Annotated in this window: 10 protein-coding genes and 4 tRNA genes; 1 reads left to right on the top strand and 13 read right to left on the bottom strand. The window is 53.7% G+C overall.

The window, feature by feature from the left end; all coding sequences use genetic code 11:
- Positions 1-274 precede the first annotated feature (274 nt).
- The 13 genes from rpoB to ACYSMN_RS18815 all read right to left on the bottom strand — a co-directional run bounded on the left by rpoB (position 275) and on the right by ACYSMN_RS18815 (position 12385).
- A complete protein-coding gene (gene rpoB / locus ACYSMN_RS18875; RefSeq protein ID WP_488925540.1) occupies positions 275-4150 on the bottom strand; it encodes a DNA-directed RNA polymerase subunit beta in 3876 nt (1291 codons plus the stop codon).
- Positions 4151-4435: 285 nt separating this feature from the next.
- Positions 4436-4816 (bottom strand): 50S ribosomal protein L7/L12, encoded by a 381-nt coding sequence (rplL, locus tag ACYSMN_RS18870; RefSeq protein ID WP_488925471.1) that lies wholly within the window; start codon positions 4814-4816, stop codon positions 4436-4438.
- A 64-nt stretch (positions 4817-4880) separates the two neighbouring features.
- Complete coding sequence (gene rplJ, locus ACYSMN_RS18865; RefSeq protein WP_488925470.1) at positions 4881-5435, bottom strand: 50S ribosomal protein L10; 555 nt, start codon at positions 5433-5435, stop codon at positions 4881-4883.
- Positions 5436-5455: 20 nt separating this feature from the next.
- Entirely contained in the window at positions 5456-6151 is a 696-nt protein-coding gene (rplA, locus tag ACYSMN_RS18860) for a 50S ribosomal protein L1 (protein WP_488925469.1), read from the bottom strand.
- A gap of 20 nt (positions 6152-6171) precedes the next feature.
- Entirely contained in the window at positions 6172-6615 is a 444-nt protein-coding gene (rplK, locus tag ACYSMN_RS18855; protein ID WP_488925468.1) for a 50S ribosomal protein L11, read from the bottom strand.
- A gap of 191 nt (positions 6616-6806) precedes the next feature.
- Complete coding sequence (gene nusG, locus ACYSMN_RS18850; protein WP_488925467.1) at positions 6807-7367, bottom strand: transcription termination/antitermination protein NusG; 561 nt, start codon at positions 7365-7367, stop codon at positions 6807-6809.
- A gap of 13 nt (positions 7368-7380) precedes the next feature.
- Entirely contained in the window at positions 7381-7575 is a 195-nt protein-coding gene (secE, locus tag ACYSMN_RS18845; RefSeq protein ID WP_488925466.1) for a preprotein translocase subunit SecE, read from the bottom strand.
- Positions 7576-7641: 66 nt separating this feature from the next.
- Positions 7642-7712, bottom strand: a tRNA-Trp gene (locus ACYSMN_RS18840).
- Between the two features lie 128 nt (positions 7713-7840).
- Positions 7841-9028, bottom strand: a complete 1188-nt coding sequence (gene tuf, locus ACYSMN_RS18835) for an elongation factor Tu (RefSeq protein WP_488925465.1) — start codon at positions 9026-9028, stop codon at positions 7841-7843.
- Between the two features lie 161 nt (positions 9029-9189).
- Positions 9190-9261 (bottom strand) — tRNA-Thr (locus tag ACYSMN_RS18830).
- A gap of 69 nt (positions 9262-9330) precedes the next feature.
- Positions 9331-9403, bottom strand: a tRNA-Gly gene (locus ACYSMN_RS18825).
- A 51-nt stretch (positions 9404-9454) separates the two neighbouring features.
- Positions 9455-9534 (bottom strand) — tRNA-Tyr (locus ACYSMN_RS18820).
- A gap of 259 nt (positions 9535-9793) precedes the next feature.
- Entirely contained in the window at positions 9794-12385 is a 2592-nt protein-coding gene (locus ACYSMN_RS18815; protein WP_488925464.1) for a M1 family aminopeptidase, read from the bottom strand.
- A 100-nt stretch (positions 12386-12485) separates the two neighbouring features.
- Between ACYSMN_RS18815 and ACYSMN_RS18810 the strand changes: the two genes are divergently transcribed.
- Entirely contained in the window at positions 12486-12989 is a 504-nt protein-coding gene (locus ACYSMN_RS18810; protein WP_488925463.1) for an acyl-CoA carboxylase biotin carboxyl carrier protein subunit, read from the top strand.
- Positions 12990-13029 lie beyond the last annotated feature (40 nt).

Genomic DNA, 13029 nt, shown 5'->3' with positions numbered 1-13029 from the left:
GAAAAACCAAAACAGTTCGACTCTGATAAAAGTGCTCTGTAGACCGGATAGGTACGTCGTACAGCAGGTTTTATTAGGTCTTAAGAAAAGGCGGTTTGTCTTTCAATACATGCAAACCTTGTTGCGGCCCGATGCTACCGGAAATTACTGCCGTTCTGACCTATCTCGAAACGGCTCCGGCGGCTACTGTTACCAGCTATTCTGGCCGCGAACTTCACTCATTGAGTGAGTAGCCGCCAACACCGCAGTGCCGACAGCTACTCATCCATAAAACTTAGTCAAGCGTGATTTCCAGGGCCAGACCACGTAGCTCGTGAATGAGTACGTTGAACGACTCGGGGATATTCGGCTTAGGCAGCACATCACCTTTTACAATGGCTTCGTACGCTTTGGCACGGCCTACCACGTCATCCGACTTCACCGTCAGGATTTCCTGGAGCACGTTGGAAGCACCGAAGGCCTCAAGAGCCCACACTTCCATTTCGCCGAAGCGCTGACCACCAAACTGCGCTTTACCACCCAGCGGCTGCTGCGTGATGAGCGAGTACGGCCCGATGGAGCGAGCGTGCATCTTGTCATCGACAAGGTGACCCAGCTTCAGCATGTAAATCACACCTACAGTCACTGGCTGGTCGAAACGCTGACCAGTCAGGCCGTCGTGCAAGTAAGCCCGGCCGAAGTGCGGCAGACCAGCTTCCGCCAGTTCCTTCGATACTTCCTCTTCGGTAGCACCATCGAAAATGGGGGTAGCGTAGGTGCGTCCCAGCTTGAGGCCAGCCCAACCAAGTACCGTTTCATAAATCTGACCGATGTTCATGCGGCTCGGTACACCCAGCGGGTTGAGCACGATGTCCATGGGCGTGCCGTCGGGCAGGAAAGGCATATCCTCATCGCGCACGATGCGGGCTACCACCCCTTTGTTACCGTGACGACCAGCCATTTTATCACCCACCTTCAGCTTACGCTTCTTGGCGATGTATACTTTGGCTAGCTGCACGATGCCAGCGGGCAATTCGTCGCCTACTTCCAACGTGAAACGGTCACGCTTGAAGCGGGCCGTAATGGTGTTGCGCTTCTTGGCGTAGTTCTTCACTAGGTCGAGCACCATGCCATTCACGCGGGCGTCAGCCGTCCAGCCTTCCAGCACGAGGTCCTTGAACATGTTCACCTCCTCGGGCACGGCGTAGTTGCTCTCGTCCTTGTAGGGGTTCTTCTCGGGGAAGAGATTCTCAGCAATGTTCTTCTTGCCGAACTTCACGCCCTTCGAGATGATTTCGTCGCCGAACTTGTGCTTCACGCCCTGAGAAGTCTTGCCTTCCAGCAGCTGCACCAGCTTGTCAACCATCACGGCTTTGATGCCACGCAGCTCACGAGCGTACGACTCCTTTAACTCTTCCACTTCCTTCTTCGACTTGGCCCGCAGGTTTTTGTCTTTCTTCGGACGCGAGAACAGCTTGGTGCCGATAACTACCCCGTTCAGGGACGGTGGTGCCTTAAGCGAGGCATCTTTCACGTCACCGGCTTTGTCGCCGAAGATGGCGCGGAGCAGCTTCTCCTCCGGGGTCGGATCAGTCTCACCTTTCGGCGTGATCTTACCGATGAGGATGTCGCCTTCACGAACCTCCGCGCCCAGGCGGATGATGCCGTTGTCGTCGAGGTTGCGCACGGCTTCTTCGCTCACGTTCGGAATTTCCGAGGTCAGCTCTTCTTCGCCGCGCTTGGTCTCGCGCACTTCCAGCTCAAACTCCTCGATGTGAATTGAGGTGAAGATGTCATCGCGCACCACTTTCTCCGAGATGACGATGGCATCCTCGAAGTTGTAGCCCTGCCACGGCATGAAGGCCACCTGCATATTGCGGCCCAGGGCCAGCTCGCCTTTGTTGGTGCCGTAGCCTTCGCAGAGGGGTTGTCCTTTGGTTACCCGCTCGCCCTTTTTCACGAGGGGCGTCAGGTTGATGCAAGTATCTTGGTTGGTACGACGGAATTTAATGAGGTCGTACGAAATCTTCTCTGCGTCGAAGCTAACAAGGATGTCATCTTCGGTCAGATCGTACTTCACTACAATCTTGTTGGCGTCCACGTAGTCAATAACCCCGTCGCCCTCGGCTACTACCAAGGTGCGGGAGTCAATAGCCACGCGGCCTTCCAGACCGGTGCCCACAATGGGAGCCTCCGCTTTCAGCAGCGGCACAGCCTGGCGCTGCATGTTCGAGCCCATCAGGGCGCGGTTGGCATCGTCGTGTTCCAGGAACGGAATCAGCGAAGCGGCCACCGACACAATCTGGTTCGGGGCCACGTCCATGTAGCTGTACTCGTCGGGGCCTACCACCGGGAAGTCACCTTCGAAACGGCCTTTCACGAGGTCGTTGATGAAGTTGCCTTGCTCATCGATGCGGGCGTTGGCCTGCGCGATGTGGTGAGTGTCTTCCTCTTCAGCAGTCAGGTACTTCACGTTCTCCGTGGTATCTACCTTGCCGTTTTCCACAGTGCGGTAGGGGGTCTCAATGAAGCCCATCGAGTTAACCCGAGCGTGCACACACAAAGACGAAATCAGGCCGATGTTTGGGCCTTCCGGCGTTTCGATGGTGCACAGACGACCGTAGTGCGTGTAGTGAACGTCACGTACTTCGAAACCAGCGCGCTCCCGCGACAGACCTCCTGGCCCGAGTGCTGATACGCGACGCTTGTGCGTCACCTCAGCCAGCGGGTTGGTTTGGTCCATGAACTGCGAGAGCTGGTTGGTGCCAAAGAACGAGTTGATTACGCTCGACAGCGTCCGGGCGTTGATCAGGTCAACCGGCTTGAAGTCCTCGTTGTCGCGCACGTTCATGCGCTCCTTGATCGTACGCGCCATACGGGCCAGACCCACGCCAAACTGAGCGTAAAGCTGTTCCCCTACCGTGCGCACGCGGCGGTTGCTCAAATGGTCAATGTCATCGACAATGGCCTTCGAGTTAATCAGACCAATCAGGTATTTCACGATGAGAACGATGTCCTCGTTGGTCAGCACGCGGGCGTCCCAGTTCGTGTCAATACCTAGTTTCTTATTAATACGGTAGCGGCCTACGTCTCCGAGGTCGTAGCGCTTGTCCGAGAAAAACAGCTTTTGGATGATGTCGCGGGCGGTTTCTTCGTCGGGAGCTTCCGTGTTACGGAGCTGACGGTAGATTTGCTCCACGGCTTCCTTCTCCGAGTTGGAGTTGTCCTTCTGCAGCGTGTTGTAAATGATTGCGTAGTCGGCAATATTCACGTTCTCGCGGTGCAGAATCACCGACTTGGCCCCGGCGTTCAGGATCACGTCGATATCTTCCTCCTCGATGGTAGAGTCGCGCTCCAGCAACACCTCGTTACGGTCAATGGATACCACTTCACCAGTATCCTCATCCACGAAGTCTTCCGTCCAGGTGCGCAGCACCCGAGCAGCCAACTTGCGGCCGACGGCCTTCTTGAGGTTCTTCTTGTCGGCTTTCACCTCTTCCGACAGCCCGAACAGATCGAGGATGTCTTTGTCGGTACCGTAGCCGATGGCGCGGAGCAGCGTTGTAACCGGGAATTTCTTCTTCCGGTCGATATACGCATACATCACGTTGTTCACGTCCGTGGCAAACTCTATCCACGAGCCTTTGAACGGAATAATACGAGCCGAATAGAGCTTGGTACCGTTGGTATGCTTGCTTTGCGCGAAGAACACGCCCGGCGAGCGGTGCAGCTGCGATACAATAACACGCTCGGCGCCATTGATAACAAAGGAGCCTTTCTCGGTCATGTAGGGAATGTTCCCGAGGAACACTTCCTGCTCAATGGTCTCGAAGTCCTCGTTGTCCGAGTCGTTGCAGACCAAGCGCAGTTTCGCTTTTAGCGGCACCGAGTACGTCAGGCCCCGATCGATGCACTCGTCAACGGAGTATTTCGGTGGGTCAACGTGGTAATCAATGAAGGTCAACACGAAGTTTTCGCGCGAGTCCGAAATCGGAAAGTTCTCGGCGAACACTTTGAAGAGCCCCTCATCGGTCCGGTTCTCGGCAGCCGTTTCCAACTGGAAGAAATCCATGAACGAGCGAACCTGCACGTCTAGGAAATCCGGGTACTCAATAACCTTTTTGATCTTGGCGAAGTTGATCCGCTCGTCAGCAGCTTGCAGCTTTTGCAGCCCTGTCTGTGCTTTCGGTGTAGCCAATGTATGTGGGGTTAGGAAATGGATTACTCAGGAGAACCCAAGTCGCTAGCACGGCTAGCAGCCTGAGGCATGAAGGAAGTTTTTGGCGCACGAAAGCGCAAAGCAGAACCTTGCGCTTCTGGCGTCCGTAGGCACGAAAAGCCGCAAAGCGGCGTGCAAACGAACTTCCGGCTAGTTTGTTGCCTACAAACAGGAAAAGACCTGGCTTAGTTGCCAGGCCTCTCCCAATTTGCTGGTTTTAAGAGCAGGCAGCAGAAGTTACTTAACTTCTACTTCAGCGCCAGCTTCTTCCAGTTGCTTCTTCAGCGACTCAGCTTCGTCCTTGGCTACACCTTCTTTCAAAGGCTTAGGAGCACCGTCAACCAGTTCTTTGGCTTCTTTCAGGCCAAGACCGGTCAGGTCTTTCACCAGCTTCACGACAGCCAGTTTCTGACCACCAGCAGCCTTCAGGATTACGTCGAATGCCGTCTTCTCCTCGGGAGCCTCAGCAGCAGCAGCGCCACCGCCACCAGCTACCATTACGGGAGCAGCAGCAGCAGGCTCAATGCCATACTCATCCTTCAGGATGGTAGCCAGTTCATTTACTTCTTTTACGGTGAGGCTAACAAGCTGCTCAGCGAAGGCTTTCAAATCTGCCATTTCTGTAGATGGTTAAAGAGGGTTGTTGTGTGTATGATTGAAAGTTGAAAAAGATGAGCAGCGGTTAGCCTGCAACCTCTTCTTTTTCGGAAAGCGTTTTGAGGATACCAGCCAGCTTGCTGCCACCGCTCGACAGAGCAGAGATAACATTCTTGGCGGGCGACTGGAGCAGACCGATAACTTCACCGATAAGCTCGTTTTTGCCTTTCAGCGTGCTGAGGCCGCTCAGTTGGTTGGCTCCGATGTAGATGCCAGCGTCCACGTAAGCGCCTTTCAGCGCGGGGCGCGGCTCTACGTTCTTGCCGTAGTTCTGCGCCTTGTAGAAGTCCTGAAGCAGTTTAGCGGGAGCATTGCCCGACTCTTTCGAGAACAGGATGCCCGACTGGCCTTTCAGGGCCGCGTCCATTTCCGAAGTGTCGCCACCAAGAGTGTCGAGTGCCTTACGGATGAACGTGTTCTTGTAGACCTTGAACTCCATGCCGCGGTTGAAGCACAGGCGACGGAATTCGTTGATTTTCGCCACCGACATCCCCGAAGCATCGGCAATGTAGAACGCGTTGTGCGATTGAAACTTCTCGCTCAACTCGTCGACGAGGGCTTGTTTTTCTTCCCGGATCATATCGTCGTGTTGATTAAAACTTAAGCGGAAGTTACCGTGGTATCAACCGGAACGGCGGGCGACATCGTGCTCGACAGCGTGATGCTCTTGATGTAAGTTCCTTTGGCCGAAGAAGGCTTCAGGCGCTGGAGCGTCTGGATTACTTCGATGGCATTTTCAGCGAGCTTCTGCTCGTCGAAAGAAACTTTGCCAACCGAGCAGTGGATGATGCCAGTCTTATCAACTTTGAAGTCGATTTTACCAGCCTTCACTTCCTGTACTGCCTTGGCTACATCAGTCGTAACGGTGCCCGACTTCGGGTTCGGCATCAGGCCGCGAGGACCAAGTACCCGACCCAGACGACCAACTTTAGCCATCACAGACGGCATCGTGATGATAACGTCGATGTCAGTCCAACCCTTTTCGATCTTGGCAATGTAGTCGTCCAGACCAACGTAGTCAGCACCAGCTGCGGTAGCTTCGGCTTCTTTGTCGGCGGTAACGAGGGCCAGTACGCGAACGGTTTTGCCGGTACCGTGGGGCAGCGTGGCGACGCCACGCACCATCTGGTCGGCTTTGCGGGGGTCAACGCCCAGACGAACGTCGATGTCTACGGAAGCGTCAAACTTGGTATAGGTGATGTCCTTTACCACTTTGGCGGCGTCCAGTAGGTTGCGAACTTCGCTTAGGTCATGTTTGGCAAGGGCATCCTTGCGCTTTCTGCTAATCTTTGCCATGTCTCTTCTCCGTCGTTAGATTAAGCTGCAAAAGGAGAAGTACCGGAGATGGTGATACCCATGCTACGGGCCGTACCGGCCACCTGTAACATAGCCGACTCCACCTTGAAGGCGTTCAGGTCGGGCATCTTCGTCTCGGCAATGGTGCGCACCTGGTCCCATGTTACCGAACCAACCTTGTTCCGGTTGGGCTCTTTCGAGCCGCTCTGAAGCTTGGCAGCATCCATAAGCAGTACCGGCACTGGTGGAGTCTTCACCGCGAAGTCAAACGACTTGTCGGTGTACATGGTGATGAGTACAGGACAAACTTGGCCGGCCTTATCCTGGGTCCGCGCATTGAACTGCTTGCAGAACTCCATGATGTTAAGGCCTTTGCTACCAAGTGCAGGTCCAACCGGTGGCGCGGGGTTCGCGGCACCTCCCTTTATCTGAAGCTTCAGATAACCTCTAATTTCCTTGGCCATTTGGTTTGAAAGGCTTCGGACGACGCGACGTAACCCGCACCATCCTCAGTTATATTACTTGCTCCGTGTGGAAGCCCCGCCGGCCCGGAGCCGATAACCGACGACGTTTTCTGGTAGAGAGCTTAGAAGTGAGAACTGAGAGGTTAGATGTGAATGGTCTAACTTCTCAGTTCTCACTTCTAAGCTCTCTGTTATGATTCTTTCTCGACCTGCGTGTAGCTCAACTCCATGGGAGTGCTACGGCCGAATATTTTAACGATGACGTTGAGCTTCTTGCGCTCCTCGAAAACCTCGGATACGGTGCCTAGCATACCAGCAAAACCACCGTCCACGATTTTCACCAACTCACCAGCAACGAACGGCGTCTCTAGAGTAGCCGTTTGCTCTTCTGCTTCGTCTACGATGCCCAGGATGTTGTTCACCTCTGACAAGCGTAATGGAATGGGCTTAGTATTAGCTGCCTTTCCCTCTTTGTCGCTCAGGAAACCGAGAACACCAGGCGTGCTGGTGATGATGTGGTCTACTTCGCCGTGCGACAAGTCAGCGTGGATGATGATGTAGCCAGGGTACAAGTTACGCTCTCGCACGCGCTTTTTGCCGTTGCGCATCTCGTATACCTTCTCCGCCGGAATCAGCACCTGCGGCACCAGGTCCGACAGGCCATGACGGCCAATTTCGGTTTCGAGGTAGGTTTTGGCCTTCTTCTCTTGTCCGCTCACGGAACGAACAACGTACCACTTCAACTCTCCCATCTTTCGCTATCGATTAACGGAACGAGTTGTAGAACGCTTCCAGACCAGTTTTGAATACCACGTCCATCAAGCCTACAACAGCAGCGAATACCAGCGAACCAATAAGCACCAAGCTGGCACTCTTTTGGAGCTCCTCGAAAGAAGGCCACGTTACTTTGTAGCGCATCTCCTCGACGGTGTCGCGGAAGTAGTTCGTCTTTTTATCCATTGTTCGTCGCCTGATAAGTGGCTTCTGATTTCATTCAAGCTGCGTACGCAGCAGCTTGTACTACAGCACGGGCGGAGAGATTCGAACTCCCATCAAAGGTTTTGGAGACCTCTATTCTACCCTTGAACTACGCCCGTGTATGCGTGTCACAGCACCTAGGTACTGGATTGGGACTGCAAATGTATGGAACTCTTCCTACAAAACAAATCCGCCCCCGAAAAAATCGAGGGCGGATTGTATTGATTATCTAGGTCCTAGCAGGAGACTAGTCGGTGATTTCGGTTACCTGACCGGCACCTACCGTACGGCCACCTTCGCGGATAGCGAAACGCAGACCTTTTTCCATAGCTACCGAGTTGATTAGCTCAACCGAGATAGTTACGTTGTCGCCAGGCATTACCATTTCCACGCCTTCGCCCAGCGAGATGATGCCGGTAACGTCGGTGGTGCGGAAATAGAACTGGGGACGGTAGTTGTTGAAGAACGGCGTGTGACGGCCACCTTCTTCTTTCGACAGCACGTACACCTCAGCTTTGAACTTGGTGTGGGGCTTAACCGAGCCGGGCTTGCAGATAACCATACCACGACGGATGGCTTCTTTTTCAATGCCGCGGAGTAGCAGACCTACGTTGTCGCCAGCTTCACCACGGTCGAGGATTTTGCGGAACATCTCAACGCCCGTTACGGTCGACTTGAGGTTTTCAGCACCCATACCGAGGATTTCAACTTGCTCACCCGAGTTGATGATACCACGCTCGATACGGCCGGTTGCTACCGTGCCACGACCCGTGATGGAGAACACGTCTTCTACCGGCATCAGGAAGGGCAGGTCGGTCAGACGAGCAGGAATTGGAATGAAGCTGTCAACAGCGTCCATCAGCTCCTCGATCTTGGGAACCCAGTTAGCGTCGCCGTTCAAGCCACCCAGAGCCGAGCCCTGAATTACCGGAATGTTGTCACCGTCGAAGTCGTAGAACGAGAGCAGTTCGCGGATTTCCATTTCTACAAGCTCGAGCAGCTCGGGGTCATCCACCATGTCCACTTTGTTCATGAACACCACCAGCTGAGGAACACCTACCTGGCGAGCGAGCAGGATGTGCTCACGCGTCTGAGGCATTGGGCCGTCGGTAGCGGCTACTACGAGGATAGCACCGTCCATCTGAGCAGCACCCGTTACCATGTTCTTTACATAGTCAGCGTGACCAGGGCAGTCAACGTGGGCGTAGTGGCGATTTACGGTGGCGTACTCTACGTGAGCGGTGTTGATCGTGATACCGCGCTCTTTTTCTTCGGGAGCGTTGTCGATCGACGAGAAGTCACGCTTAGCGGCCAAACCTTTGTTCGCCAGTACCGTGGTGATAGCAGCAGTCAGGGTGGTTTTGCCGTGGTCGACGTGCCCGATCGTACCGATGTTCACGTGCGGCTTGGAACGATCAAAATTTTCTTTGGCCATTGTAAAAGAGATTAAAAAAACTTGTTGTGAAGAGGGGAAAACGCGACTTGCTTATACTGAAAGAAAGCGAAACACAGCTCCGCTTAGTGAGGACTGCACGTCGCTTTTCTTTTCAGACTGATCCAAACAGAGCAGCCGCGCTGCACCGTCGGTGATATGGGAGCCATTTATGGGATTTGAACCCATGACCTCTTCCTTACCAAGGAAGTGCTCTACCACTGAGCTAAAACGGCTTGTTTGTTTTTGCAAAGCTACAATGAATGCCGGACAGTTCTACAAGGCTGCCGGTTTTCACTGTACTGAGCGGGAGACGAGGTTCGAACCCGCGACCTGCAGCTTGGAAGGCTGCCGCTCTACCAACTGAGCTACTCCCGCGTGTGCGAGCTGCTGAAGCGGCAACATCTTCGCTGCTTCAGTAATTCACAGTGGGGGCGAAAGGACTCGAACCTTTGAACCCGAAGGAGGTGAGTTACAGTCACCCGCAATTGCCGCTATGCGACGCCCCCAGTTTAAGTTTCTCCACCACTCGCAGAGATATTTTCCAATTCAATTGGGCTTTGTAACACCCCCCTGTATCAAATTGAGTTGCAAAATTAGTGGCTTTCTGATGCAAGTCAAGCCGCAGCTTGAAAAACGGTCAATATTTTTTAGTTGAAAGTGCTTCCGAACACCACCTCTCCCACCTAAGCCGCTGAGTACTTTCACCAAACTGCCTTGCCCATCTGGACAAGGCAGTTTCGTCTTTTTTAGTGGCGTGTTTACAAATTATTGCATCAGGGCGTAATAAGCTTTCACTTGCTCGTCTTTTTCCTTGCTGCGTATGTCCTGCATAACGGCTTTGAGAGTCGGCATATTCGTGGCAAGAATGCTTAGGCCTCGATAAGCTCCGAGCCGGACGAAGCTGCTAGGCGCAGTCCGGGCTAGACTTTCTAGCCGCTGAACGCCCTTTTCTCTCTCAATAGGCGGCATCCGCAGCATGAAGGTGGCGAAGTTGGGCAAGTAACTCCGGTATAAATCGGCCTCGCTTATTTCTGGCAGCCGGCGCAAAAACCACTGATACTGCTCAGTGCTTCTACCATTGAGCGAATAGTACGTGGAAATTGCCGTGAGCAGCTCAGGGTTGTTTGTCTCCTGCAGCGCGGCAATCTTCTGTTGCGATTCGGTACTAGGTGATTTAGCTAAGGCTTGAATAGCCGCACTGGCAACTTTATACGAACTGTCGTTGAGAGCGTCGAGGTAGGTACTGGCGTAATTCTCGTTGGGAAAAGTTGTCAGAACAGTTATAGCAGCAGCACGCACTTGGTTTTTCTTGTCGGAGGAAGCCACTTGCTGCAATTCCTTGCGTACAGCGCTACCCTCGGCACCTTTGTAACGGCGCAGCGCCTCTACGGCTGCTTGGCGCACGGGCCAAAAATTATCATTAAGCGCGTTGCGCAGCATGCCGCTTACTGCCAAATCAGCCGTTTTTGTACGAAGCTGGTCAATGGCCTCGTACTTCTGTAAGTAATTGCGGGCGTGGCTGAACTGGTAGAGCAGTTCATCCTGCGTACGTTCCTCTTCTATCTCGGCCAGCAATTGCCCCTCACTGTCAAACTTCACGAGGTTGGGACGTTGTGCAACCCCAAAACGGAAGGTTTGGTCCGCCTTCGTGACTACAATGCGGTGGTCAGTGGGCTGATTATTAGCCCAGACGGTGACGCTAAGTGGGAGCCGGTAGATGGGAGTGAAAGTGGAATCCTGCAGCTGCTGCACGCGCAGACTAACCTGACCGTTAGCAAAGCTGTGCGTGACTTTAAGCTCGGGATGGCCACGTTGTAGAAACCACTGATCGAAAAACCACATGAGGTCTTCTCCGGTGGTTTCCTCGAAAGCAATGCGCAGCTTCGCTATTTCCGAAGTAGAAAACTTGTTTTGCGTCAGATAACGATTCAGGGCAGTAAAGAAGGCATCATCCCCCACGTATTTGCGCAGCATGTGTAGCACCCGGCCCCCTTTGTCATAAGAGTGCCGGTCAAACATGTCTTCGTTGTTCGCGTAGCGGTACCGGATCAGCGGCTCACGCTTGCTTTGGGCTTCTTCTAAGTAGATTTTAATCTTCTCCTGCTGCACCAAGGCCGCTTCGTCGGCACCGTACTTATGCTCGGCCCACAGCAACTCCGCGTAGTCGGCGAAGGACTCGTTGAGTGGCAGATTGGCCCAGGATTCCGTAGTTACATAATCGCCGAACCAATGGTGAAACAGTTCGTGGGCCACTGTAGACTCGGCTGTGTAGCCAACATCTGGTAGTTCGCGGGGCGTAAACTGCACTAGGCTTTGCTCGAAAGTAACGGCCGTGGTGTTTTCCATCGCCCCCGACACAAAATCGTGGACGGCAACCTGCGCGTATTTCTCCCACGGGAAATCAACGCCAAGCTTTTTCGAGAAGAACTCCAGCATTTGCGGCGTACTGCCAAACACGGCTTTGGCAGTACGGCTAAATTTGGGGTCAACATAATAGTCGACAGGTTTGCCACGCCACGTATCGCTCACTACGGCAAAATCGCCAACGGCCACCATAGCCAAATAAGGCGCGTGGGGCTGGCTCTGTTTCCAAGTATCGGTTCGGGTACCGTCGTTATTCTTTTTCGAGGAAACAAGCAGGCCATTGGAGAGCGTTTTGAAAGGCGCTTCCACGGTCAAGCTGATTTCCTGCGTCATTCGCTGATTGGGCTTGTCGATGGTTGGAAACCAGCAAGAGTTTCCTTCCGTCTCGCCCTGCGTCCAGATCTGGCGCGGCTTTGTTTTGTCGGTACCCAGCGGATTGATGAAGTACAGCCCTTTGTCTTGCGTGATGGCGGCACTGCCGCCGACTTCCAACTCGTTAGGTTTAGCGGTGTACTGAATTCGGACCTGACAAGGTTCGTTACGGCTGTAGGCTCGATCAAGGTTAATGATGAGCTTCCTCTTATCGTACGAGTAGGTCAGGTTCTTGTCTTTAGTGCCCGCCAGCAGCCGCACAGCTTTCACGTCGAAGCCTTTGGCATCGAGAACGAGCTGGTTTTGAGAGTAAAAGTGCGGCCGCACAGTGAGCGTGGCCGTGCCTAGCACCCACTGTTTGCTCCAATCAAAACGTACGTCGAGCTTCGTATCGAGCAGGTCGTGCAGCATGGTGGCAGCGGGCTGCACCGGATTGGTAGGAGGTAGCCAAGAAGGAACAATTACAGTAGCTGAAGCAGGAGCGGGGACAGCGCTCGGTTCTGGTTTCTTGTGCGGGGTTGCTTTGGTTGTCGTCGGTTTGCCAGATTTAACTGCCTGAGCCGTAGCTTCCACCTGACACGCGAGGACCAGGCCCAGAATGCTGAGAACCGAGTATTTCATGCGTTGATTCGGTAGGGATATGGGTCCTCAAGTTCCGAAATTATTTGAGATTTGGTCTATCTTTAAGCCCATTTCCGCCCTCTTCCCTTCCCAAACCCTTATGCTACAGGTCAGCACCAGTCCCAGTCAAACCTGGGAAATAGACTACCATGCCAATGGAGCTATTTTCGTCAATGGACAACCATTTGAGTGGGACCTGACCGTATTAGCACCAGGCCGTTTTCATATTCTGCACGAAGGACGCTCCTTTACCGCCGAGGTAGTGAGCACGGATTTTGCCGCTAAGTCCTTTCTGCTCAAGCTCAACGGGCAGATTATAGAACTGCAAGCCAAGGACCGGTTCGACTTGCTGCTCGACAAGCTAGGCATGAGCAATGCCGCCGCCAGCAAGGTGAACGAGCTAAAAGCACCAATGCCTGGGCTTATCGTCGACGTCCGCGTGACAGCCGGCCAAGCGGTGCACAAGGGAGACCCACTCGTGGTGCTGGAGGCTATGAAAATGGAAAATATTTTGAAGGCGCCCGGCGACGGTACCGTAGGAGCCATCAAAGTTGGATTGCGCGACAACGTAACCAAGGGTCAAGTCCTGATTCAATTCAACTGATCCATCGAAGCTCATCACGTGCAAGTATTGCTGCAAGCTA

This window comes from Hymenobacter sp. M1-2, from assembly GCF_057808495.1.
The sequence above is the reverse complement of the archived record's forward strand: the minus strand, read 5'-3'. Positions and strand labels throughout refer to the sequence as shown.

What these genes read in the sequence shown, in the direction of transcription:
- rplL (WP_488925471.1), bottom strand. Translation starts at nt 4,816, where the DNA reads ATGGCAGATTTGAAAGCCTTCGCTGAGCAGCTTGTTAGCCTCACCGTA.
- rplJ (WP_488925470.1), bottom strand. Translation starts at nt 5,435, where the DNA reads ATGATCCGGGAAGAAAAACAAGCCCTCGTCGACGAGTTGAGCGAGAAG.
- rplA (WP_488925469.1), bottom strand. Translation starts at nt 6,151, where the DNA reads ATGGCAAAGATTAGCAGAAAGCGCAAGGATGCCCTTGCCAAACATGAC.
- rplK (WP_488925468.1), bottom strand. Translation starts at nt 6,615, where the DNA reads ATGGCCAAGGAAATTAGAGGTTATCTGAAGCTTCAGATAAAGGGAGGT.
- nusG (WP_488925467.1), bottom strand. Translation starts at nt 7,367, where the DNA reads ATGGGAGAGTTGAAGTGGTACGTTGTTCGTTCCGTGAGCGGACAAGAG.
- secE (WP_488925466.1), bottom strand. Translation starts at nt 7,575, where the DNA reads ATGGATAAAAAGACGAACTACTTCCGCGACACCGTCGAGGAGATGCGC.
- tuf (WP_488925465.1), bottom strand. Translation starts at nt 9,028, where the DNA reads ATGGCCAAAGAAAATTTTGATCGTTCCAAGCCGCACGTGAACATCGGT.
- ACYSMN_RS18815 (WP_488925464.1), bottom strand. Translation starts at nt 12,385, where the DNA reads ATGAAATACTCGGTTCTCAGCATTCTGGGCCTGGTCCTCGCGTGTCAG.
- ACYSMN_RS18810 (WP_488925463.1), top strand. Translation starts at nt 12,486, where the DNA reads ATGCTACAGGTCAGCACCAGTCCCAGTCAAACCTGGGAAATAGACTAC.